Source organism: Microbulbifer agarilyticus S89, from assembly GCF_000220505.1.
GTDB classification, from domain to species: Bacteria; Pseudomonadota; Gammaproteobacteria; order Pseudomonadales; family Cellvibrionaceae; genus Microbulbifer; species Microbulbifer agarilyticus_B.
On the sequence record NZ_AFPJ01000028.1, the window covers coordinates 70,588 to 95,335 of the forward strand.

Genomic DNA, 24,748 nt, shown 5'->3' on the forward strand with positions numbered 1-24,748 from the left:
TTAACTCCTGTGGCCGGTACCCGACAACAAAAATTGTCGGGTGCCGACCGACACCTCAAACAGGAACTCAGTTACTCAGGAAGTAGCTGAAAGAAAAGTTCACGCTGCGCCCGAGCGGGCTCTGCAGGTGACTCCAGTAGTACGGCCAGCGCGGGCTGGTGCTGTCGGTGGTGGGCATGGCATTGGTCAGGTTCTGCACCGTCAGGCCCATGTTCAGACGCGCACTCGCCTGATAGAACCCACTCAGGTTCGCGGTGTAATGCGGCTCCATTGCGTTGGTACCGGTGAAGTTGTCCACACGTCCCTGGCGCTGGATGAACAGTGCCGCGCCCACCGATTCAAATGCGGTCAGCGGGTTGCTCCAACTGAAGGTCAGATTGGTGCGTGTAGCCGGTACGGATTGCCCTGGCAAGCCAGTGCGCATATCAATCGGTTCATCACCTTCGAACTGTAACCAGTCGTAAGACAGCGTATTTACATACTTCAGCTGAACATCAAAGTTACCGTATTGCACCGAATCGAACGATGCATTGACCGTGGCATCCAGACCCTGGAGCTCGGTGAAAGCATTGTTTTGCGGTTCGATAATGATGCTCTCGACACGCCCGGTAGCATCGCGGATCACACGATTGCTCACGTCGGCACACAAACGGCTACTGCTCTGCAGAGTGCCAGAGGCACAGCGCCATTCCGTTTCCATCAGGCCAAATGCGCTCTCGGTTACCACCAGGTCATTCAACCGCACCTTGTACCAGTCCAGTGCAACGCTGACATTGTTGGTTGGGGTGAAGATCAAGCCCAGCCCCAGGTCTTTGCCACTTTCCTCTTCCAGGTCGTCGCGACCGCGGCGAGTGGAAACTACGTTGTAGGATGGGCAGGTGCCAGTGAAGTTCTCACCATCAAAACAGTCGCCGCCAAGCAAGTCGGTCACTACCTGGTAGCCGGTGGACTCGCCATAGATGTTGAACATATCCGGTGCACGGAAGGTCTGCGCGTAGCTACCGCGGAACTTCAGCGTATCAAACGGGCTATACAAGAATTTCAGTGAGGAAGTGTTGCGACCACCAATTGCGGTGGAATCGTCGTAACGGTCCATGCGCGTGGCGAAGGTCAGCTCCAGGTCTTCCAATACCGGAATCAGGAACTCAGCGCCGATCGCGCTGCGATCGCGGCTACCACCGGCCTCGATCGCACCAACGTTCAGCCAGCCATTGCCATTAAGGTTTAGAGAGCGCTCATCCGGGTTGATGTCGGTGGACTGGCTACCCCAATCGGCAACAATCGCCATGGTGACCGGGTTGTACAGCACACCAAAATCACTCAGTTCACCCACCGCCTTTAGGCTGATGGATTGAGCACTGGAGTTGGCAAAGGTCGTGGCCTGCCCCATCAGCGCATCGCGGTCTACAGAGGCATCGCGGAATACATTGTCCACCAGCTGGTTGTCGAAGAAACCGTTGTCGACCTGATAGATGTTTGGAGCCAGTTCGTTGACCTCACTGGCACCGTCGAGGAACCAGTCGCGCAGCACTTCCTCGCGGATGGCTCCATATTGCTGAGTCATGTTGTAGCGGGCCTTGGAGTAGACTACATCCCAGTTCCACGCGTTGTCGCCGAGTTCAATCTCACCTTCGAGACCCGCCATCAAAGTCCACATTTCCTGATCATAGGAGGAGGTGGTATAGCCCAGGTCGTGCGAGAAGGAGCGGCCGATATCAATTGCCTTGGTAAAGTCGGCATTGATCACGCGACCGCTCCAGTTGGATGCGCTCACCGAACTGCCCACATCCTGCTTGGACATCAGCACGGTGGCAAAGCCCTGGATGTTATCGGTGAACTGGTAGCGACCGTCGACAAACGTCGAGGTCCGATCCAGATCCGAACTCATGGCAATGCCGCGGGAGGCGTCGAAGTTGCAGCGGCTAGCGCCGTCTTCACTGAAGGTCTCGGTGGTAACCAGGCCGTTTTCTTCACAGCTGTATCCCAGTGGGGAAACCGCACCGGTATAGCCGTTCTCGAAATCCTGAATATTGGCACCGATACCGGTAACCAGGAAACGACGGTCATCGAGGTATTCCACTTCGTCCGCGGAAATAGCGTCTGCGGTGCGCTGCTCCAGGCTGAAGGTCACGGAACCACGCTCGAAGGCCTTACCGGTGACGAATGAGAGGTCTTTGGTAAAGCCGTAGCCATCCTCAAACGCACCCATGTTGGCGGTCACCAGCGTCTGCTCCATATCGCGCTTGGTGATCACGTTGATCACACCGCCCACTGCATCGGAGCCATAAATTGCGGAAGCACTGCCGGTCAGCACCTCCACGCGAGACATGGCAGTACCGGGAATAGTCCCCAGGTCTGCACCATTCTGCTCACCACCAAACGGTAGCGGGTAATCGGCAATTCGGCGGCCATTGACCAGCACCAGGGTACGGCCGGAACCGAGGCCACGCAGGTTGGCTTCACTGGCACCAACGGTAAAGCCCGACAGCAGATTGCCGGAGTTACCTTCGGTGTAACCGTTGTTAGACGCCATGGAGTCAATCACGTCGGCAACGGTGGTTAAACCACGCGCCTTCATGTCGTCTTCGTCGATCACGGTCATCGGGTCGGGACCATCGAACGTGTTGCGCGGAATCAGCGAGCCCGTGACCACCACGGTTTCGATCGCTTCAGAACCGCGCACGATGAGGCCTTCATCGGCATTCTGTACTGTGCTGGAGCGCTGCTCTTCGTTCTCTTCTTTCTTGCTTTCGGCTTTCTGCTCTTCGGCAGTAACCTCTTGTGCGTGCAGCGGCATGGCAACCGCCAGCCCGAGTACCGCCGCTACGCAAAGCGAGAGTCTCTTTTTCTCAAACATATTCAATTCCTGTGGGCGCTAGCCCATGCGAATTCTTTGACTTACCGAATAGCAGGGGCGCCGCGCGCCCCCGCTATTGCAACGAGTGCAATGGTGTGACTTACAAGCTGCGAGAAATCGCGAAGTGCCCGCTCAAGCCGTTCTTGTCAGTCTCACCACTGTGTACGCCGAGGCCGCTCTTGAAGGTCCACAGCTTGTATTTACCATCGACACCGAAGTCGATGTTGAGGCCGCTACCATTGATATCGCTGCCGAAGCGCACGTCGTTAGAAGTCAGGTCGTGGATCGCTGCATTGTTCACATCATTGGCGCTGAAGGTGGCATACGGAGACGCGAAGCCGTCAGCGAGCTTGAAGGACTTACGCAGGCTGAGGCCCAGACGTGCACGGTGGGTGCTGTTCAGCTCGTAGTTGTAGTCGTAGTTGCCATCAGAGCTACTGAAGGAATCCACTTCTACACCCACTTTTTCCCATTGTGCGAACGGGGTCAGTGCCATGCCGGATTCCATCAAGTAGGTCCAACCCGCTTCCATACTCACACCTTCCGCTTTACCGGATGTTGCGGCGGCAGAATCGTAGGCATGGATGTGCGCATCGAAATCAACTTGCTGCGCCATGGCGCTGACATAGAAGTCACGCAGACTGAACGTCGCATTCAGGGCAAAGGTTTCGGTATCCAGCGCGGCACCAGACTGCTGTGCCAGCTGGTTGCCATCGGCGGAGCCCTGACCAACCATCGGGCTGATAGACAGCCAGCTGCTACCCAGCTTGGCGTTGTAAGTGGCACCAGCCATCTGATTGCTCAGGAGCTGGGTATACGCCAGGTTCTGTGCAGCCAGGTCGGACTTGCTGTCGATATCACTGTCGGTGTGGAACACACTGGACCAGGCGTGCAGGCCTGCCACACGGCTGGTCTCGCCGATGTTGTTTGCCCGCTCACTATCGAAGAACGCAGAGGTGGAGCGCATCCAGAAGCTTTCCGCCAGGTGAGACACGGAGCTCGCCGCAGCACCCAGGTCGGACAGACCGGCGGTGTAGGCAATTACCCAGTTGCCGTTGCCATCCTGCTGCATTTCTGCTTCGAGGATGGTATCGGCAAAGTCACCACCGAGGGCGGCCAGAGAAACGCTATCCACTTCCTGTTCGCCATTGACGGTGAGAATGGCAGCGGTGGTCTGCGCGCCCTTACTCTGGTCGGTAACGTTCATGGCAATGCGCAGATCACCCGGCTGGGTGTCTCCGGCCTCATTCAGCAGGTCTACTACATTCAGGTCGCCGTTAATTACGATGCTGTCATTTGCAGTGGAGCTGACATCCACCAGGAACAGGCTGCCCACACTCTGGATGTTGGCAAAGGTCACGTCGCTGTTGATGGTTAAAGTGTCACCCACCTGATCATCCAGGCTGGAAATAGTGACGTAGTTGGCGCCGCCGGAGTAGTTGACCATGCTGCCCTGGGCACCCAGGTCGATCGCGCTGTCACCAGAGAAGACAATATCGCCCGATTCGTTGATGAAGGTGTTACGACCTGCACCCATGTCGATAGCTGCATCGTTCAGGGTGATTCTGCCAACGCCGGCAATGTTGCCGCTGTTGTCGTAACGGAAGCCATTGCGCAGCACATCGTCGCTGTCACCGGTGATGATAGAGCCGGTGATGTTGCCACCGTTGAATACCAGATTGGCAATCACCTGACCGGTTTCCATGTTCAGGTAGTCCTGCCCCTCCATCTCGATCGCCACACCGTTGTCGCCGGTAATAATGTTACCGGTGTTGGCAACCACGGTCGGGGTGGTACCGCTGAATACCTCGATGCCAGTGCCATTGTCACCAGTGGCAATATCACCGACGTTGTTCACGTAGGCGGAAGCACCAATGATGCTCATACCGGTGGAGTCGCTGCCAACTTCGATATCACCGGAGTTAACACCTGCGGCATAGATGGCGTAGGTGCGCATGCCGATGCTGTTGTCGCCGGTAGAAATTGCGCCAGCATTCTGGGTGACACCCTGGATGTAACCGATGGACTGCATACCGAAGGTATTGTCGCCGGTGGTAATCTGGCCGTCTTCTGTCTGTACCGCTGCAGAGAACACGAAGCCCTCGGCAGCGATGCCAGCGGTATTGTCACCGGTGGTGATATTGCCCACATTCACCAAGGTGGTGTAGAGGCTGCCCTGCAGACCCCCGACGGTACCCATAGCGGCAGAGCCCAGGGTGTAAGAAGTGGTGTAGAAGTCTCCGCTGCCGATGGTGATATCACCACTGTTGTAACCCAGGTTACTGGCACCGCCCACGGCCAAGCCGAAGCTATTGTCACCGGTGGAAACCACACCGGTGTTGGAAGCAACAGCCGTAGCCTGGTGGTCAAACGCACTGGTGAAAAATCCCGGGCCGGTGAAGTTGGTGGACTGGATACCGACAGAGTTGTCGCCAGTGGTGACGGTGCCGTTGTTGGCCGCCAGCGCGTAGGAATCCACACCCAGTACGACGCTGGACTGGATGCCCGCGGAGTTGATGGTGAAGTCAGTTTCGCGATGCTCGCTGGCTTCGATGGTGGCACCACTGCCAACCGTGACAGTACCATCATTGATCACCATGGCATCACCACTGACGCTGGTCGCGATCAGGCCCATGCCGATGTCGCCAGCGGTCACAGCACCGTCAGCGGTGTTGATCACGGTGTTGTTGGCCCAGCTGTCACCACCTGGATTCGCGGAAATACCCACGGAATGCAAGCGTACCGGGTTGAAGGTGTCATAGCGCTCACCCAGCACACCGTCGCCGACGGATACGTTGCCACTGTTGATGATGGTGGCTTCGCCGTAGGTAGCGGACAGGCGGATACCGGTGGACAAGTCGCCCAGGGCGATATCGCCGGTATTGATCACATTAGTCTCAAAGAACTCGATGCTGTCGCGATAGCTGAGGTCAGCACTCTTTTCTTCATTCCAGGCGGCAACACTTTCCGGGCCGTACATGGCGAACGGTACATCGGTACCCTTGAGGTTGCTGTTGGTGGTGGACACCTGGATGCCGACGCTGCGCTCAAGGTTCGGGTTGGTCGTAACCAGGTCACCGACTTCGTTGTAAACCAGTGCATCTTCCTTGACGGTGTTGCCGCTGATGCTACCGGTGTTGTAGACATTGGTATCGCCACCGAAGCCGGCGTAGGCATCGTTCAATACATCCCGGTCAAAGCCAGAGTAGATTTCCTCAGGGGAAATGCTGTCGTTGCCTTTCAAGCGGTGGTTGATGTAAGAACTGATCTGCAGGCCCTGGCTGCCCTCGCCGTCCAGCTGCACGTCGCCGCTATTGATCACCAGGGTCTCGCCGGCGCCTGAAGTACTGATACCGGTGCTGTTTTTACCCACGAGGATGCTGCCGCTGTTTTCGATAGCGGCGGCACCCAGGGTATTGGCACGGATACCGGTAGCTTCGGTAGCTGCGCTGATGTCGATGGTACCGCTGTTGACGATGGTGATATCACCCATGTCTTCAACGTAACCGACACCCTCTTTTACGGTGTGGTTGTAGTAGTGCTTGGTCGGGGTTTCCACACCATCGCCATTCAGGTCGTTGGTATACCAGCTGTCACCCGCAACAACGCCCTCGCCCGGGGCCACATTGGTCTCGTAAGGCAGCGGCTCACAAGCCGGGCCGAAGAAGCCACCACAGCCCGGAGTCTGGGCGTAGTCGACGTTATACTGGGTGCTGAAGCCAGCGGTGGCATCGGCGTCGATACCGGTACCGCCCACACCGGCGCCAACAGTAATGTCACCGCTGTTATCGATAACGATGGCATCACCGGAGGGGTTGTGGGCCAGGATACCGGTACCGGCCGCACCTACCGTGATATTGCCGGCGTTGGCAATCTCGATACGGCTGTCGCCACCATCGGCGTTGTAGATCTTGCCCACATAGTCGGTGGTGTTATGGGTGTAGGAGGTTTCCTTGTACTTGAACGGGCTGGCATTACCGGGCTCAAAAGTCACACCGTTATCCACGGTGTAACCGTACTGGTATACCAGCTCGGCACTGGCGCTGGTGGTTGCACTGATGCCCACGGAATCGGCACCCACACTGATGTCACCGGTGTTGCTGATGTCAATATCGCCGCTGTCGGTGTGGCTGCGCACACCAAAGGCCACGTCGCCGGCGTCGATGCTACCGGCATTGCTGATGGTGATATCACCACTGGCGCTGGCCGCATCGATACCCACCACGGAGGCCGAAGTCTCGAAGCGGTAGCGGTTGCCGGCGCGGTCCTGCTCGGGCAGGAATACCTGGTTGCGCTCAGCGTAGAGACGCAGGTCATCTACGCCGTCACCATCGGTGTCCACATCGATTGGAGTCATGGCGCCGCTGTTGATGCTGTAGCGGGTGTGGTACTCCACCTGGAGGCCGCTGCCCATGCTGATGTCACCGGTATTGGCGATATCGATCGCACCGGCGTCGGTCTCAGCGCTGATCGCGGCGATATCGTCGAACTGCAGCTCGCCCTCAGCGGCGATCACGATGCTCAGGTCCTCGATGGGACCGCCGTTGTCCTGCAAGTTACCGTCCAGCACAGACTCGTCGACACCCAGATAGCCGGCTAGGTCAGCTGGTACCACGCCGTCGGTAAAAGTGGTGGTGTCGCCCACCGCATTGCCATCGGCATCCAGCGCCACGGAACCCGTGTAGGTATAACCACTGTAATTACCCTGTGAGCCGCTCTTACGCAGGCCGTAATCATCGCCAAAGTGGATGATGTTTTCTTCGGGGATTTCGAGCGCCGCGCCAGCGCCCTGAGTCAAGTCGCCGTGGTTATCGATACTGACGGAGCCCTGGGCTTCCGCCTCACCAGAGGCTGGAACGATGGAGCTGACCTCAATACCGTTAGCGGTGCTGCCCTCGGCAACCACCACGGTAATATCGCCCGGCGTTACCTCACCGCTAACCAGGGTGGAGTCCTGAACTTGGTAGTTGATGGTCTCATCGAAAGCCCCGCTGCACTCCACGGTGCCGCCGGTGAATTCGGTGGAAATCGGATTGCAGGCACCTACCTGCTGCGCGTAAGCATTGTGCCCGGGTGCGCCCACCGCAATCGCGGTCACGGTGGCAGAAGTAAACAGAGCTTTGCGGACCGCAGAGGTCAGCTGGCTCGGGTTGCTGGGAAAGCCTTTATTATTGGCCATCGATTCTCTCCCCAAGTGGAATGGTTGCGTAAGCACGTTGTTATCGGAAGTTTTTCAGCGACCGATAAAACCACGGGGTGAATCAAGCTCTCCAAGGGTTTCACGTAACAGTTTGTAAACGCACCAGTCAGGTGCGCAGGGCGCGACGCACTGCCCGCGATTAGGGCAACCGATATCGCGGCGCAGGATGGCGATAGAAACAGGATGGGGCGGCCGCAGAACCGACCGAAAAGTCGGAAAATTGGCACAATCTATTTGTTTGACAAGCGTCCACTTTGCCACAAATAAATCTAAAAATTTCTGTTTTGTAACAGATTGTAAGGAATCCAATGGCGCTGTAGAGCGGCCAGTTACGCTGTGATACAAACGTTGAAAATAAAAGCAGCACAATAGTAATAACACAGCGTCGCCGCTCGCCAGATGACCAGAAGTACTCCATTAATCTCGCTGATTTTTCTCGGCGCCTTCGCCCTTGGCTGCGCACAAGCCCGGGCCATCACGCCGTCAGAAGTAAATGCACCCGAGTGGGAGGTCAACCTCGCCACAGGTTACGGCTTCCTGGAAAATCCACTGGCTGGAAAGCAGGATGCCGAGACTTATTTCCTTCCATCATTCAGCTATTACGGAAAACGTTTCTTTGTCAGTAACCTGACCGTCGGCTATAGCCTGCTGGAGAACGAACACGTTTATCTGGACCTGGTAGCGCGCCCCAACGACGACGGGCTCTTCTTCCAGCTGGACAAGACCGACGCATTCAGCAATGGCCTGATAACAAACTGGCTTACACAGTTTCAGGCGGCGGATCCCGCAGATGTAGAACGCAAGGTCTCTATTGTCGGCGGCCCCAGTGTGACACTGGTCTCTAAATGGGTGGATGTGTCCTTCTCCTGGTTTCACGACCTGAGTAACGTCCACCACGGCAGCGAAACCCACCTGAGCTTTGACAAACAATACCCACTTTTCGGCGGTGCCGTCGGTTTTGGCGTTGGCGCGATTCAGAAAGATGTAGACCTGGTGAACTACTACTACCAGCTCACCAAGGTAGAAGCGGACATTTTCTACAACCACTTGTTGCAAAAGTACCCCGCTGCCGATGCCACCGACACCTACGCACGGCTGCATTTTTCCTACCCCCTGGGCAAGCGACTCGAACTGCGCCTGGCAGCGCGCTATAACGACTACGATGAAGCGGGAAGAAACCTCGACTTTATCGAAAATCCGCATACCTTCAGCTGGTTTGCCGGCCTGCAGTACTCCTTTGGTAGCAGGCGCTGACCATGAAGCGGGCAATCCAAATATTGTTCCTGACACTACTGCCCGGCTTGGCAATGGCCGCGGAGTTACGTGCAACGCCCAGTATGTGCGCACTGGATGAGGGCGAGAGCCAGTGCAGTGTGTTGGTAAAACTTGCTTTTGAGGCAGACGACAAAGCGCGCTACTGCCTGTCCATTATCGGTCAGGGCCGGGTACGCTGCTTCTGGGGTGACAATGACGACCTGAAAGTGTACGTCAGCAGTGCCGGCGATATTCATTTTAAGGTGACCGTCAACGAGAACGGTCAGAGCGTAGCCAATGCTGTGCTCAAGGTGGCCCAGTATCAGCCCAAACGACACCGCCGCCGCTACGGTTGGGGGCTCCTGTGATGAACACCATGATTGATTCTGCAAATACTGCACGGCCCGTTGAGGGAGAAAGCGCGCCCAGCAAATACCGGATTTTGCTACTCGAAGATGACAAGCAACTGGCCGCGCTGATTGTGCGCTTCCTTGCCGAACGCCAGTGCGATGTGACCTATGCGGCCAGTGGCAGTGATTTTATGAAAGCGGTACACCACAAGGAATACGATCTGATTATTGCCGACGTGGTGCTGCCGGATGCCAGTGGCTTTCGCTTGCTTGAACAGTTTCGCAGCCAACTGCGCTGTCCGTTGATTTTCCTCAGCGCACTCAGCTCGGTGGACGACCAGGTAGCAGGCCTTCGCCTAGGTGCCAACGACTATCTGGTAAAGCCGGTTGATCCTCATCTGCTATGGGCAAAAATTGAAACTCACCTGCGCGCCTCGAACGGCCAGGTGCCCAGCAGCTCCAGTATTACGTTTGGCCCGCTCAACGTCGACCTGGTGAGCAGACAGGCTGAAGTGCACGACCAGCTACTTCCGCTCACCACCAACGAGTTCGATTTGCTGCAAATTTTTGCCGAGCAACCCGCGCGCTTGCTGAGTCGTGAGTATCTGTTCCGGCGCGTTATCGGGAGGGAGTTTGATGGGCTCGATCGTGTAATTGACATGCGCGTGAGTCGCTTGCGTAAAAAGCTGGATGCCATCGCCGATGGTGTTGCCATCCAGTCCATTCGCGGTCGCGGCTACTCCCTGAATACCGTTCAAAGTACTTCCTGATGCGCTTACAAATGTTGCGCATGGTCAGCGTGCTAGCGCTGGCCCTGGTGGTGGTTTACTCGTCCGTTGCGGCGCTCTATAGCCTCTACTCCACGGCTCCCGAGGAATACACCATCAGTGCGGCGCAACTGGCGCAGGCGCTCGAGAGAGGCGATACCCCCCTGGCCCAGAGCTACCCCGCAGACGCCATTCACTTTTCCGACGCACTGCGCCAGCGCCTAAATAATGGTGAAGTGGTAGGCCTGAATGCTGGTGATGGGCATATCCTTTTTTACCACCGCAACGGCAATACAGTGCTGGAGATAGGGCCGTTTCCCCATGAGCCGGCGCACAGTGTTACCCAGTGGCGGTTGCTGCTCATCGGCGCCATGCTGGTGGTTTTACTGTTACTAATCTGGCCGATGTTTAGCGATCTGAATCGTCTGCAAAACCAGGCCATTCGCTTCAGCAAAAAGCCCTTTCATATTCCAGAGCAACTGAGCCGCCGATCCCCCATTTTTCCCCTCGCAGAAACCTTCCGTCGTGCGGCCAATATCGTAACCAGCCATTTCCAGATGAATCAGGACCTGGCGCGCACCATCGCCCACGAAATCCGTATGCCGCTGGCACGAATCAAATTCCAGCAGGCGCTGTCGGCCGACGACCCAGAAAGAAAATCTGAAAGCGCACAAGTCATTGACCGCGCTACGCGTGATATCGAGCAGCTGGTTGAAAAATATCTGAACTTTGCCCAAGTCGAGGTGCATGAACAATTTCTCGCCCGGAAGCTCAACGCTCTTGAGACGTTTTTTGCCGACCTGGGTTCACACCTGGAGCACCAGTGCCCGGCTCTGGAAATTGCCTATTATTTTCCCGATGAAGATGCCTGGCTGGAGCCCGACTCGCTGACCATCGCGATTCAAAACCTGGTGGTTAACGCGGCAAAATATGCGCGAGATCGTGTCGACATTCGCTTTGAGTTTGATAGTGAAAAGGGTTTCTGCTGCCTTGCCGTGGAGGACAATGGACCCGGGCTGGGCGGTGACGCGCTGGAGCTCACGGATGCCTTTACCCGCTCCGCGACGGATGAGCAGGGTTACGGTCTGGGCCTGTACATCGTGAAGAAAGTAATGATGTGGCACGAGGGCGAGCTGCGTCTGGACCAGTCTCCGAACCTGGGCGGCACCCGCGCGACCCTGCGCTGGCCCAACCGGGCGTGACCCCGGTCAGCCCTGAGCGCGCGTAGCGACTAGAAACTACGCACTCTGAGCGGCGTCTTGCGCAGAAAGATTCTCTGTCACCGTCTCATCGAATTTTCGCCCATATACTGGATCACCATTGGGCAGGTATCCCACGGTAAAGAAACCAATTTTATTTCCTGCCCGCAGCACACTGCGGCGGGTGAGCTTGCGGTTCTCGGGAACCACGATCACGCCGAGAGGTTTGCGCGGTAACAAGCTGGGCTCCCAATCTTTGAGAATCCCATAACTCTGCGCCAGCATCTCACGCCACATCAGGTAGATGCGGTGCCCGGGCTGCACAAACTTGCGATAAAAATAATAGGGCTGGCCATCTCTCGGAGCGACCGCCACATACACAGAAGTGAGCGCGACAATGGCGCCGTCGCGCAGCACCATCACCACGACCTGCTGTGCACGGCGCTGCAATTCCGCTTCGGCGAGGCCTTCTGGCAGTGCATCGTTGCGGCGCCAGAAGTCGATCACCGCGCGTACGTCCTGTGGGGCAAGTTTGCGATAGACGTCGAAAAGCTGGTAGCCGCTGTAGTCCGCTAGCTGACGGTAACCGCTCTGCATGTTCAGCCGCCAGTACCTGCCTTAGTACCAGTGGCGTCCTCGTAGGTCACCATGGTCAGGTTTTCCTTACTCTGCTGGCCAATCCCCATCGGGCAGCGCACACCGGGCAGCACGGTCAGGTCGAACAGCTCAGTTACCGGGCCGTCGAGGCGAATCCAGTGGTCTACGGTACCGGTCTTGAGGTTGATAAACTGCACACCGCACCAGGCCTCGGAGTCCTTATCGGCCAGGTTCTGATCCAGCTGCAGGCCCTCAAAACGCTCGTAGCGTGGCTTGGAGAGACCGACGATAGCGTGATCGCCGTGAATCTGCAGGCCGCGCATAAAGCCCGGGCAGAAGATGTACGGCACGAAGGATTTGGTTTCGAAATCCACATAACCCAGGTAGCCAGTACCGCTGTTCAGTACCCACAGCTTGCCGTTGGCCCAACGTGGGGAGTGCGGCATGGACAGGCCTTCACATACAATCTCGTTGGTCTCGACGTCGATAATGATACCGCCGTTATCACGGCGCTCGCGCCAACCGTCGATAGTGTCGGATTTGCACACCGCGGTGACGTACTTGGGCTTGCCGTCCACCATTGCCAGGCCGTTCAGGTGGCAGCGGTCTTCCGGCACGATCTTGCTGATGAACTCCGGCTTCCAGATTACGCGGAAGCTGTGCGTCAGGCTTGGCTCGGCCAGGCAGTTGTACTTGGTGTTGACGAAGATGATCTTGCCGTCTTTCTGAATACCCAGCTCGTGAATATCCACCTCGCCGGTAAACTGCGCATTGCGCGGTACGTAGCAGGCGTCGAAGATCTTGTTGGCGACCTGTCCGGGCTGCAACACATTTTCAAAGCGCCACACCTGATACAAGCCACCCATGTAGATACGCTTCTGATTGCCGACGATACCCATGGCACGCTGAAAGATACGTTCGTGGAACGACAGTTTGCCGCCAGGCTCGGCACCGACCATATAAACACGGCCTGACTGATAGGAGGTAAATGCTACAGACAACTGGTTTTGGCGCATCCAGCCGGCGAGATTAGCGGAGCAGGATTTCTTTACCGGCTCTGGCTGCTTTTGTTGCTGCTGCGAGGCTTCACCTTTGTCGGCTTCGCTGTCTCCCGCTGTCGGATCGATGACTTCTTGGTCCGGTTTTTGCGCTTCTTGCGGCTCAGTTACGTCTGCGTTGCTCATGTGCTTCACCCAGTTACCTCTAGCATGCCCTGCTGCGCAAGGCCACTTTGTTATTCTCTCGCTGCAGTTACCTGTAGCAGCCAAGCACTGTACCCCGCCCAACATCTCAACTGGCACGGCCCTTTGTAACAATTTGTAGCCTGGCGCGATCGGCCTTATCGGTGCGTGACTTATCATTCGCCGTAACGTGGAAAGCAGTTTTACCCATGCCCAGTTCTGCACGCTGATTTACTATTTCTACCCACAAAACCAGTTAGTCAGGCTAAAAACGGCGCTCTGATGTGTAGACGGACAAGCCCCCAAACAACCGCAAGCAGCCGCGCCGATCACCACTGAGCGAACTGGTGTCCCACAACTAGACTAAAGATATTCCTTCACCAATCCGGGATGGACCGATGGCCGTCAACTTGCGCGCACCTGTGGGGCTTTGCCTAGTCTGCATACTGTTGTTCTGCGGAGGTTGCGAGCGCGCTGCGCAAGATTCGTCGCCTAAGGAACAGGCCGCGAGTAGCGCCGAATCTGGCACCGAATCTGACACACAGGGCCAGACACCCACCGACGCCGACGAAGCTACAGACAGCGACACAGACACGGACACCGCTGCCGATGAAGAAACGGAACCCACGGCCATCGCCACCGCTGCCGGCCTGAACCATGAAAAGTTCACCGGCAAGGCGGCAGGAAAAGACGACCTGCGCCCCAGTGCCGCGTGGGACCCGGACACTACCGCCGAATACCCCATAGGCGCGTTCAACAACTATATCGAGACCGGTGACCTGGACGCGATCAGGAAGCGGGGCATGTTGCGCATCCTGATCGATATCGCGAATACAGACTCGCTACACCGCGCAGCGACGCAACAGGATATCGAGATCGAACTGGCACGGCGCAAGGCCGAACTGCTGGGCCTCAAGCCGGTGGTGCTGTTTGTGCAAAATTTTGACCGGCTAATTCCTTTGCTGGTCGAGGGTAAAGGGGACATTATCGCGAACAACCTGGTGCCCACCAAAGAGCGCGCACAACTCATTGATTTCAGCAAGGCAACCGGCAAGACGCATGACACGCTGATATCTCGGGAGGATGTTCCCGAGGTCAAACCTGGTGATTCGCTGCAGGGCAAAACACTCGCGGTCACCAAGGGCACGGTGTTTGAGACACGCGGGCGTGAAATTGCCGAGCAAAATCCCGGAGTGAAACTTGAGGTGGTTACGAAAAACTATGTCGAGCTGGCGATCGATGTATCACTTGGGCATATCGACTTTACCGTGATTGATGAACAGATCTTCGATCTGGTGCAGCAATTCCGCGACAACCTCAAAAAAAATGTGGTGTTTGAGCGCGAAGACCCTCTCACCATTGGCATCCGCAAGAACTCGCCGCAACTAAAAGAAGAGCTGAATAAGGCCATCCGCAGTATAAAACTTACCAGTCCCTACACGCGTCATGTGGGTGACCTGGACAAGATCAAGGAAAGAGGTGTAATCCGCGCGGTCACACGCAACCATCCAGGCACCTACTTTATGTGGAAAGGACGCGTGATGGGTTACGAATATGAATTGCTGCAGAAATTTGCCAAGGACCTCGGCGTACGCCTGGAAATCGTGGTTGCCCCTACACACCGGGAAATCTTCACCATGGTGCGGGATGGCAAGGCAGATATCGCCGCAAGCCTGATCTCCGACACCGAGGCGCGCGACGAGGCGGGTATGGATTTTGGGCCACACTACATCAAGGAAGCCGTTTCGATTGTGGGTCAACCCGGCGACAAGCTGGAGAAGCTGGAAGACCTGAACGGCAGGACCATCCATCTGCTGCGTTCCAGCAGTCAGTACGAGCTGCTTATGGAGCTTTTGCAAGAGCGGCCCGAATTCCGGGAATTAAAGATCGACATTGAGCTGGTATCCGAAACCCTGACCATTCCACAAATTCTCGATCGCGTGGCCGATGGTGAGTACGATCTGACCATTGCCGACGACATTACGGTGCGCCTGGAAAAACATTGGCGTGACGACATCGTCAAAATTTATGACCTGAAAATTGAAGATAATTTTTACGCGTGGATGGTTCGCGAAAGCAATCCGGAGCTGCTCGCCGCGGTAGAGAAGTTCTTCAACAAACCAAAAATTGTGAAGTTACGGGAAACTCTCTACAAAAAATATTTCGACCAGCCACGCCGCACTCGCGATGAAATTAAATCCCTGAGCGAAAAAGGTGAAATTTCCCCTTACGACAAACTGGTAAAGAAATATGCCGAAGAATTTAACTTTGACTGGCGACTGATCGTTGCGCAAATGTTTCAGGAAAGCTCGTTCAACCCGAAAGCGAAATCCTGGGTGGGTGCACGGGGTCTGATGCAGGTGATGCCGGATACCGGCAAGCAGGTGGGTGAAAAGAACCTGTTCGACCCTGAAACCAGCGTGCGTGCCGGGATGAAGTATTTACGCTGGCTGTACCGCAAGTTTGAGGACAAGGGTATCAGCCCCGAGAACCGGATGTGGTTTACGCTCGCTTCCTATAATGCCGGGCTTGGTCACGTATACGATGCGCAGGATCTGGCGGAGGAAAAAGGCTGGGATCGCAACATCTGGTTCGACAATGTGGAAAACGCCATGCTGCTGCTGTCGGAAAAAAAGTATTACTCCAAGGCCCGCTATGGTTATGCGCGCGGTCGTGAACCTTACGACTACGTGCGCAAAATTTCCCAGCGCTTCCGCACCTACGCGTCGTTGCTTGAGGCGTACCAGCGCCAACAGGATATCGGCGCGCTGCACTGTATAGTGGCGACAGCGTGGCCGGACTGGCTCGGTGACTATGGGTCGGAAACCGACGGGCCCCGGTGTGGGCAGGCACGCGAGGCACCCACACTGGCCAAAAGCCATTGATGCCAACGGCTGCGACAAGAGGTAATACAGGGGTGCTTCGGCGAGCAGCCGCACACACGGGCAAGCATGCCACGTGCTACCAAACAGCGATTTTTTGTGCTTAAAGCGTCATTCCTGGCGTAATTTGAGCCCATTGGATCGCTTTTGGCGCTCTGGCTAGGTCTTAATCGGCGGGACGTGTGGACGGCTCTAGCGCCAACAAAGCGACTTTTTCGCACAACTTTTCACCAGTCCAACTCCCAATTGCCACATTTCAGCTCTATAATGCGCGCGCCTTGGCCGGATAGCCGCTGTATCTCATCTCAGCCCAGCCCCCGCCTGACCTAATTCTCTGGTGCGACCTAGTGGTCGCGCCCAATCACGCATTACGCCCAGAGGCCCCCAGTGATAGACAATCTTCGCAATATCGCGATCATCGCCCACGTTGACCACGGCAAGACCACCCTGGTGGACAAGCTGCTGCAGCAGTCCGGCACCCTCGACCGCCGCAGCGCCGATTCCGAGCGCGTGATGGACTCCAACGATCAGGAAAAAGAGCGCGGTATTACCATCCTCGCCAAGAACACCGCGATCAACTGGAACGACTACCGCATCAACATCGTGGACACCCCTGGGCACGCCGACTTCGGTGGTGAGGTAGAGCGCGTACTGTCTATGGTGGACTCGGTGCTGCTGCTGGTAGACGCGGTAGACGGCCCCATGCCGCAGACCCGCTTCGTAACCCAGAAGGCGTTCGAGCAGGGCCTGAACCCGATCGTGGTTATCAACAAGATCGACCGCCCGGGCGCGCGCCCGGACTGGGTAATGGACCAGGTATTCGACCTGTTCGACAGCCTCGGCGCCACCGACGAGCAGCTGGACTTCCCGGTCATCTACGCCTCTGCCCTGAACGGCATCGCCGGTACCGACGAAACCGATATGGCGGACGACATGACCCCGCTGTTCCAGATGATCGTCGACAAGGTTGAGCCGCCCAAGGTTGACCAGGACGGTCCCTTCCAGATGCAGATCTCCGCACTGGACTACAACAGCTACGTGGGCGTGATCGGTGTTGGCCGCATCACCCGCGGCACCCTGAAGCCGAACCAGCAGATTGTGGTACTGGACCGCGAAGGCAACTCGCGCAAGGCCAAGGTTCTGCAGGTCATGGGTTACCTGGGCCTGGAGCGCGTGGAAGTGGAACAGGCCAGCGCCGGTGACATCGTGTGTATTACCGGTGTGGGCGAGCTGAATATTTCCGACACCCTGTGTGACCCGGAACACCCGGAAACCCTGCCGGCGCTGACCGTGGACGAGCCCACCGTAAGCATGACCTTCCAGGTAAACGACTCCCCGTTTGCCGGCCAGGATGGCAAGTACGTCACCAGCCGCAACATCAAGGAGCGCCTGGACCAGGAACTGATCCACAACGTGGCACTGCGTGTGGAGCAGGGCGACTCTCCGGACAAGTTCAAGGTATCCGGCCGTGGTGAACTGCACCTGTCGGTACTGATCGAATCCATGCGTCGCGAAGGCTTCGAGCTGGGTGTATCCCGTCCGGAAGTTGTACAGAAAATTGTCGACGGTGAAGTACAGGAGCCGTACGAGCAGGTAGTGATCGACGTCGAAGATCAGCACCAAGGTTCCATTATGGAAGAGCTGGGTCTGCGCAAGGCCGAGCTGACGAACATGGAGCCGGACGGCAAGGGCCGTGTGCGCCTGACCTTCGTGGTACCGTCGCGCGGCATGATCGGTTTCCGTAACCAGTTCCTGACCCTGACCAGTGGCTCCGGCATCATGACCAGCATTTTCGACCACTATGGTCCGGTGAAGGAAGGTGACGTAACCAGCCGCATCAACGGCGTGCTGGTATCCATGGTGAAAGGCAAGACCCTGGCTTACGCCCTGTACGCACTGCAGGACCGCGGCCGTCTGTTCCTGGGCCACGGTGAAGAAATTTATGAAGGCCAGATCGTCGGCCTGCACTCCCGCGACAATGACCTGGTAGTTAACCCCACCAAGGCCAAGCAGCTCACCAACGTGCGCGCGGCGGGTACCGATGAAGCCCTGACCCTGACTCCGCCGGTGCGCCACACCCTGGAGCAGGCGCTGGAGTTTATCGAAGACGACGAACTGTGTGAGGTAACTCCGAACCACATTCGTCTACGCAAAAAAATTCTGCAGGAAAATATGCGTAAGCGCGCGAAGAAGTAATTTCTTCCACGCACAAAAAACGGGGCCAACTGGCCCCGTTTTTTATTGGCTCAATACAAATATTTATTCGTAAATGTGCAGCCACAGATCGTCGCCGGTGCCATTGTCGTTGATGGCGTATTCAAAGGCGTCTTTCGGGTAGCGCACACCCTCTCCGGAAACATTCGAGTTGTAGCTGCCCCACTTCTGCAGGTTCCACTGCCCGAAGGGATCGTTCACGGTGTAGTAGTCACCATCAAAATCGGTTACCACCATAATGTGGCCCGGGTTGGTGAACCAGCCGTGCACAATCGCCAGCTTGCCGGAGGTCACTGCATCGCGCAGTTCCTGAATAGTGCCGTTAGTTTTACTGTCCGCACGCTTGTTGCTGCCGGCGCGGATCGCCATCTGGTTAAAGCCCCACTCCAGGTCCGGCACGGTTTGCAAGACACCCCCGAGCTCCTCGTACAGGTAATCCGGAGTACGGCCATTCGCGGCTGGGCTGGTGAAGCCGAAATAGTCGGTGACCATCGCCAGTGAAGTGATCGAGCAGGTACCGTAGGGATCGTAGTAGTTTTCGGTTTGCTGCCAGTAGGGAATCGCAACCGGCGCCGGCGGATCTACCGGATCGGCCACCACATTGGCATCACCCAGGTAATCATTCAGGTCGTTGTTACCGGTGTTGCAGTCGGTCGCATCAAACTCGGACATGTTCCAGTCGAGTGCTGCCCAGTCATCCCACACCACCTGCGGCACGGAGCCGCCGGGTACACGCCAGATTGAGGTATTCGGCCCCGCCGCTTCGAGGAAGTCGGTGAGCTGCGCCGGAGTGATGTCGTCGTACTCGGTGGAAACGATATGCCAGATCGGCTTCTGCGCGCCCATCTCACGGTACTCGCAATTACCCGCAGCAATCCACTGCTTGGCGGCCTGCATGTAGGGCTGGCCCCAGACTTCAACGTAAGTCTGCGGCATATGGAAATCCACATACTGGTCGATGATGCCCACATTCATACCCTGATCCATCGGGTTGCCCCAGGTTGTGGTGCCAATGGGGAAACTGCCGGAGAAATGTCCATCGCGTTCTGCATCGTCGCGCGCGGATAGCATTGCCTGATAGATGCTGTGCAGCTCGGTGGTGGTGTTGTTGAACTCTACTTCCACATCCAGCACAAACCCGACGTAACCGTATTTGGCAGCATAATAAAGTGCATCCGCCTGCGCACTTTCATTGCCCGGATAATTGTAGGACCAGGCCCAGGGCTCAATACCGCGAGAACGATAAATATCGGTGGTGGTGGTTGAGCAGGCATCGGCAAACAAGCCACAGTTCTGCGAGCCGTCGGCAATCTTGATAAAAATACGCTTTACGCCCATCGCCGCCAGCTCATCTGCCAGCTGGGTGTGGGTGCGACCAAGACCGGCCTCATCGATGTACCACAGCCACACACCGAACTTATTCACCAGCTGCGGCGCGGGATCCGGATCCGGTGCGTTGGCAATTTCATCTTTTACCGCGAGATAGAAATTTGCCGACCAGCGATTGGTATAACAGGCAGTGCCGCCACCCAGGCGGTCGCAGGCCTCAACCTCTTCGCCCTTGAAATTGCCGTACACATTATTTTCCGCACCGCTTACCTGTTCAAAACAGTGGCCGCCGTAGGTTGGCGAGCGCACCGTATCGTCCGGGCAATTACCGGTGCCGCGCAGGTTTGTAGTGAAACTGCGGGACCAGCGCAGCACTTCAATATTGGTTCCCTGTACCGGATAGGTATAGGTATTGGTACACGCACTACCACCGCCATAGGCAACACACTTGTCGACCATAGCATTGGTAAATGGGCCAAACGCATCGGTTTCTGTTGCACAAAAATCTAGCGAGGAATCGAAGGTGGAGCCTTCAGGACACAGGGCGTGTCCTTTCGCGCAAAACAGTAGCGCCGCCACCAGAAAAACGTTTCTGAGCGTCATGGTTTTTTCCTGTATTTATTTTTTTAAAAAAGGAAAAGACAAGGGACCGCAGAGCGCACAGCCATTATTATGGCGCTCACCGCTATCTCCTTAGCGTGTTATATGACGGGCGGGTTTTTAAAAAAAATCAGAATCTATCGGTGGGAGCGATTGCAGAGAGCAAATTACTTGAACAAATGTCTGGCGATGCGACAAAAAACAAATAGAAATCTGCGAAGAGGCAAACCTACTGGTCGGCCTCTTCGCCTTAGTACAATTATGCGGGTGGAGCGGTCGCGACAAAAGCTGCATCTTCGCCAGCAAGTTCCAACAGGCGCACCAAATTCGAGTGCCCCTCAATGGAGAAGCGATTACGGAACTGGCCCCAGGCCACACCCACTGCGACGCGATAGTCCGCATCACCAAATGCACCCACCGCGGGAATCGGCGCTGAATTCAGCTCATGTAAAATCAAGTCGACACGCTTTTGCTGGCGCCGGGTGTATACATTCTCGTTCAGGTCGAGACCGCTGCGCTCCAATAAAAATAAATTTATCGCGCTGTCCAGCAAGGTGTTCGCAAGGCAGTAACGATCAAGGTCTTTCACATCCGTGATAAATTCCTGCCCCGCCTTCTCGCGCACATGCTTTACGATGGGTGTGGAATCGGTAAGCGTGAGCGCGCCATCTTCCAGAAAGGGAACCCGCAGGGTTGGGGTTCCAGGATCCTTGCTGGTATGGATATCCAGTTCGGCCATTTCCCAGTCAAGGCCCGACTGCATCAGGGCAATTCGGCAGTGGCGAACAAACGGTGAGGTGAAGCTTCCAAATAATTTCATAGCGCGCTGGTTCCTGTTACAAATCCATGCCCGGGAGGCGGGAATCTGCATAATGACGAAAAGAACGATACGCAGCAAATAAAAAACGGGCCTTACGGCCCGTTTATTCGTCACCAACCAAGCCTCAATTAGAAATTGAAGCGGGTGCCGAGTTCAGCAATGAAGCTGCTCACTTCCATGTCAAAACGCGCATCGAACAGATCCGCATTGACGCGGATGTCGTCGGTTTCGCGCCAGCGCAGGCCACCGAATACGGTCAGCTGCTCGGTTGCGTCAAAGTTAACGCCCGCCATTACTTGATAGGCAAACACGCTGTCGCTGTCATCAATGATTGTTACGCCAGACGGACGATACTCAACATCCACATCGGCATTACCAATACCGGCACCGATGTAGGGCTTAAAGGGGCTGCCCAGGTCGAAGTCGTAATACACATTGGCAAACAGATATTTTGCGTCAAATTCACCACGACCATTGGCAACCAGGTCGGTAACACTCACACCCAGGTTAGCCGGTGCGCCGGTCACCAGAACACCAGCATCTTCACCGCCGAGGGCGATGCCCGCAGTGGCAACATTGCTGTGGGATTCCACATCGTTCATGGAGCGTGCGAACTCCGCTTCGAAACGCATCTGGCCCATGTTGTAACCAAGTGTCAGGCTATACGCGGCACCACTGTCGATATTGGTGTCCCAACCCACATCGGTGCCCGCGGGGAGCGCAACGCCCGCCGGCAGGGTGGTGCCGGGCCCGGTAACGAATTCACTGCTGAAGCTGCCGCTGGTCGCAGTGTCGTCCATATCGCTGTAACCAACGTTACCGCCAATATAGAAATCTTCTGCCTGTGCAGAGATAGAAATTGCGCTCACTGCCACGGCAAGAACGAGTTTATTTTTACTGAACATAAAAGAACTCCGGTATTTATTGGACGATCCAGATCACGAGTTTGATCTTGATCATTGATGATCGCGTTGGGAGTACGGAGCCTTTCGGGTGACGGATTGGTTCTATCGGAAATAATCTGAAAATTCGTGAATCAATGTGGCTTTCGCCACATTGTCGGATGCCTTGATGATCTGAAAAAACGTATCGACGTAGAAGCGCTATTAAGCTGCAGTGCCCGCGGTTTTACCTCTGGTGATTCATTCCGCCGCGGCAGATCAGAGGGGCGCCAATGTGCTGTGCATTGATCAGGGTTTACTCGCGCCGTTAGCGTAGAAGCGCGCGTCGACCTGGCGCCAGGTAGCGAGTGCCTCCTGTGAGTGCAAACACACGGTAAGCTCTGCAAACACATCCTTGGCCGCGCGCAGGGCGGCCAGCCCCTGGTGGGCGGCAATTTCGTGGGGAAACCGGTTGGTGCCGGCGCCGAGTGCGGGAAACACGACGCGGTGCAGGCCCTGCGCCCTGGCCAGCGCCAGCACACTGTCATAGCACGCCCGCAACTGGGCCACACCCTGTACACCCCACTGGTCGCCACTGCTCCACTGTGGGGTGACGGTATGGATCAGGTGCTGTACGCGAAGATTGGGCGCACCACTCATGCGTGCCTCACCCACCAAGCACTCTGGCAGTTGCGAACACTCACTGACCAGGTCGTCCCCCGCCCGATCATAGATCTGTGCGGACAGCCCACGTCCCCGAATCAGGTGCTTGTGGGCAGGACACACCAGTGCATCGGCCTCCAGATTGAGAACGTCTTCACAAATCAGCAGCAGCCGCCCCATGACCCTCTCCGCGCCAGTCCCATTCGCCTTTACTATAGCCCGCTGAGCGCCCGGTGTTTGCCGGCGTGAAATACACGGCCAATGGCAACGGCCGCACAGAGTACTGGCGACACCATGGGAATCACTGCAGCACCCACCCACGATATCTTGCGCAACGACAGCGCCGACCCGGTCGCGCAGGCACGCGCACTGGAGTTGCGCCGCCGGATTCAGGCGTCTGGCTATATGCTGATCTTTGCCTTGGCGATTACCGGTGCCATGGGTGTCATTGCGCTGATGTCGGCCGATGTGGTGCTGTCGGCAACCCTGTTTGCCGTGGCCGGCATCATTCTGCTGTCCTATGTAGGGGTAAATGTGGCTGGCCCCAGCCGCAAGACACCGATGCTGGTGGGCGCCCTGTTGCTGGTCCTGTTTTTCTATCTGCTGCTGTCCGGCGGTGTGAATAACACCGGGTTGATGTGGGCGGTCATGCTGGTGCCGGGCTTTATCAACCTGTACGGCTACAAGTGGGGCACAGTAACCCTCGCCGGCGTGGGCGGCGCCACCGGCATGATCCTGTTCTATCCGGATTTCCCCGGTCTGCTGGCGGAATATGACACCGCCCATCGCGCGCGTTTCATCGCGGTATTCGGCGCCCTCACCGCGCTGACGGCAATCCTCGACAGCAGCCGGCACCAGACCCAGCAGATGCTGCATAAGCTCACGGCGGAGCTGGAGAATCACGCCAGTACCGATGCCCTGACCGGGCTGGCGAATCGCCGCGAGGCCTACCGCGCCATGGACGAAATGGAGCGGCGCAATCGCGAGCTGGCCGGTCGCTACACCGTGCTGATTGGCGACCTGGACAGCTTCAAGGCCATTAACGATACCCACGGACACTGTTTTGGCGACCGCATCCTGCGGGATGTGGCGCAGACACTCCGGGACAACACCCGCGCGGATGATGTGGTGGCGCGCTGGGGCGGCGAGGAGTTTTTGATTCTATTGCCGAATACCGACGTACAAGGCGGCGGCATCCTGGCTGAAAAGCTGCGCCACAAGGTGGAGGCGCTGAGTGAGCGCTACGAGGAAGGAGTGAAAATCTCCATCAGCTTCGGCGTCGCCGAGGGCGGCGCCAACGCCAGGCAGGGCGGACAGAGCCAGCTGCTGGCGGAAGCCGACTCTCGCCTGTATCGCGCCAAAGACCGCGGCCGCAACCAGGTCATCAGCGCCTAATGACGGCAGTCGCCGTTTCAGTCACCCACTTTACGTGAGGTGCTCCAGCAATTTCTGCTTAACCTCGGCAGGAATTGGCGCCTTGGCCTGCTGCGTATAATCAAAGTGCACCATCACACAATCCCCCTGCGCCACCAGCTGGTCTTTCTGCCACACTTCCTGGTGAATGGTCATTGAGGTATTGCCCACGTTACTCAGGCTGGTGCGGATCTCCACCGGCGAGTACAGGTAGATCTGCGCGACAAAATCCACATCCATCTTCTTCAGGATCAGATTCCACTTCTGCAGGTTCAGGGTGGGATTGAACAGCTCGAAGATCGGAGTGCGTCCCTGCTCAAACCACACCGGTACCACGGTGTTGTTGATGTGCCCGAGGGCGTCGGTTTCGCTGAAGCGGGGTTCGATCTGAAAGCTGAACATGAAAATCCTTGCAAAGTTTTGTGTCGTTTTGCGAGAGCCTACCGCACTTTCTTTTCTAATTGTTCTTTTCAGAAAAATTCCGCTTTTACCTCCGGCCCGGGGTGGGACACGGGCACACAAGCCTGCGTAAAATGCGCCC

General features: G+C 56.6%; 16 protein-coding genes. 7 read left to right on the top strand and 9 right to left on the bottom strand.

Going from position 1 to position 24,748, the window contains the following annotated elements; translation table 11 throughout:
• Positions 1-67: 67 nt before the first annotated feature.
• A complete protein-coding gene (locus AS89_RS0107995) occupies positions 68-2,857 on the bottom strand; it encodes a TonB-dependent receptor plug domain-containing protein (RefSeq protein WP_010131987.1) in 2,790 nt (929 codons plus the stop codon).
• Positions 2,858-2,957: 100 nt separating this feature from the next.
• Positions 2,958-8,036 carry an autotransporter outer membrane beta-barrel domain-containing protein gene (locus AS89_RS0108000; RefSeq protein ID WP_010131988.1) on the bottom strand — a complete coding sequence of 1,693 codons (5,079 nt, stop codon included), beginning with the start codon at positions 8,034-8,036 and terminating at the stop codon, positions 2,958-2,960.
• Between the two features lie 420 nt (positions 8,037-8,456).
• Here AS89_RS0108000 and AS89_RS0108005 point away from each other — a divergent pair, with 420 nt between their 5' ends.
• Genes AS89_RS0108005 through AS89_RS0108020 form a run of 4 tightly spaced genes read left to right on the top strand, consistent with a single transcriptional unit; the run spans position 8,457 to position 11,630 of the window.
• Positions 8,457-9,311 (top strand): MipA/OmpV family protein, encoded by an 855-nt coding sequence (locus AS89_RS0108005; protein ID WP_010131989.1) that lies wholly within the window; start codon positions 8,457-8,459, stop codon positions 9,309-9,311.
• A 2-nt stretch (positions 9,312-9,313) separates the two neighbouring features.
• Positions 9,314-9,679, top strand: a complete 366-nt coding sequence (locus tag AS89_RS0108010) for a DUF3019 domain-containing protein (RefSeq protein WP_010131990.1) — start codon at positions 9,314-9,316, stop codon at positions 9,677-9,679.
• Positions 9,679-10,431, top strand: a complete 753-nt coding sequence (locus tag AS89_RS17180; protein WP_010131991.1) for a response regulator transcription factor — start codon at positions 9,679-9,681, stop codon at positions 10,429-10,431. Before AS89_RS0108010 ends, AS89_RS17180 begins: the two co-directional genes overlap by 1 nt.
• A complete protein-coding gene (locus AS89_RS0108020) occupies positions 10,431-11,630 on the top strand; it encodes a sensor histidine kinase (RefSeq protein ID WP_010131993.1) in 1,200 nt (399 codons plus the stop codon). Before AS89_RS17180 ends, AS89_RS0108020 begins: the two co-directional genes overlap by 1 nt.
• 36 nt (positions 11,631-11,666) lie before the next feature.
• Here AS89_RS0108020 and AS89_RS0108025 read toward each other — a convergent pair whose 3' ends face one another.
• Positions 11,667-12,224: a hypothetical protein gene (locus tag AS89_RS0108025; RefSeq protein WP_010131994.1), complete on the bottom strand. Its 558-nt coding sequence runs from the start codon at positions 12,222-12,224 to the stop codon at positions 11,667-11,669.
• A 2-nt stretch (positions 12,225-12,226) separates the two neighbouring features.
• Positions 12,227-13,408, bottom strand: coding sequence for a TIGR03032 family protein (locus AS89_RS0108030; RefSeq protein ID WP_010131995.1), 1,182 nt, complete (start codon positions 13,406-13,408; stop codon positions 12,227-12,229).
• Between the two features lie 395 nt (positions 13,409-13,803).
• On the opposite strand from AS89_RS0108030, the gene AS89_RS17185 reads away from it, so the two are divergent.
• Both AS89_RS17185 and typA read left to right on the top strand, forming a co-directional pair.
• Positions 13,804-16,290: a transporter substrate-binding domain-containing protein gene (locus AS89_RS17185; protein ID WP_010131996.1), complete on the top strand. Its 2,487-nt coding sequence runs from the start codon at positions 13,804-13,806 to the stop codon at positions 16,288-16,290.
• 384 nt (positions 16,291-16,674) lie between these two features.
• Positions 16,675-18,483 carry a translational GTPase TypA gene (gene typA, locus AS89_RS0108040; protein ID WP_010131997.1) on the top strand — a complete coding sequence of 603 codons (1,809 nt, stop codon included), beginning with the start codon at positions 16,675-16,677 and terminating at the stop codon, positions 18,481-18,483.
• 63 nt (positions 18,484-18,546) lie between these two features.
• On the opposite strand, the gene AS89_RS0108045 is transcribed toward typA, so the two are convergent.
• The 4 genes from AS89_RS0108045 to AS89_RS0108060 form a co-directional block, all read right to left on the bottom strand.
• Positions 18,547-20,433 carry a C39 family peptidase gene (locus AS89_RS0108045; RefSeq protein ID WP_010131999.1) on the bottom strand — a complete coding sequence of 629 codons (1,887 nt, stop codon included), beginning with the start codon at positions 20,431-20,433 and terminating at the stop codon, positions 18,547-18,549.
• Between the two features lie 256 nt (positions 20,434-20,689).
• A complete protein-coding gene (locus AS89_RS0108050) occupies positions 20,690-21,250 on the bottom strand; it encodes a glutathione S-transferase (RefSeq protein WP_010132001.1) in 561 nt (186 codons plus the stop codon).
• A 128-nt stretch (positions 21,251-21,378) separates the two neighbouring features.
• Complete coding sequence (locus AS89_RS0108055) at positions 21,379-22,155, bottom strand: outer membrane beta-barrel protein (RefSeq protein ID WP_010132002.1); 777 nt, start codon at positions 22,153-22,155, stop codon at positions 21,379-21,381.
• 285 nt (positions 22,156-22,440) lie between these two features.
• Complete coding sequence (locus tag AS89_RS0108060; protein ID WP_010132003.1) at positions 22,441-22,974, bottom strand: macro domain-containing protein; 534 nt, start codon at positions 22,972-22,974, stop codon at positions 22,441-22,443.
• A gap of 81 nt (positions 22,975-23,055) precedes the next feature.
• On the opposite strand from AS89_RS0108060, the gene AS89_RS0108065 reads away from it, so the two are divergent.
• Complete coding sequence (locus AS89_RS0108065) at positions 23,056-24,189, top strand: GGDEF domain-containing protein (protein WP_010132004.1); 1,134 nt, start codon at positions 23,056-23,058, stop codon at positions 24,187-24,189.
• Positions 24,190-24,219: 30 nt separating this feature from the next.
• Here AS89_RS0108065 and AS89_RS0108070 read toward each other — a convergent pair whose 3' ends face one another.
• On the bottom strand, positions 24,220-24,609 hold the full coding sequence (locus AS89_RS0108070) for an acyl-CoA thioesterase (RefSeq protein WP_010132005.1): 390 nt from the start codon (positions 24,607-24,609) through the stop codon (positions 24,220-24,222).
• Between the last annotated feature and the right edge of the window lie 139 nt (positions 24,610-24,748).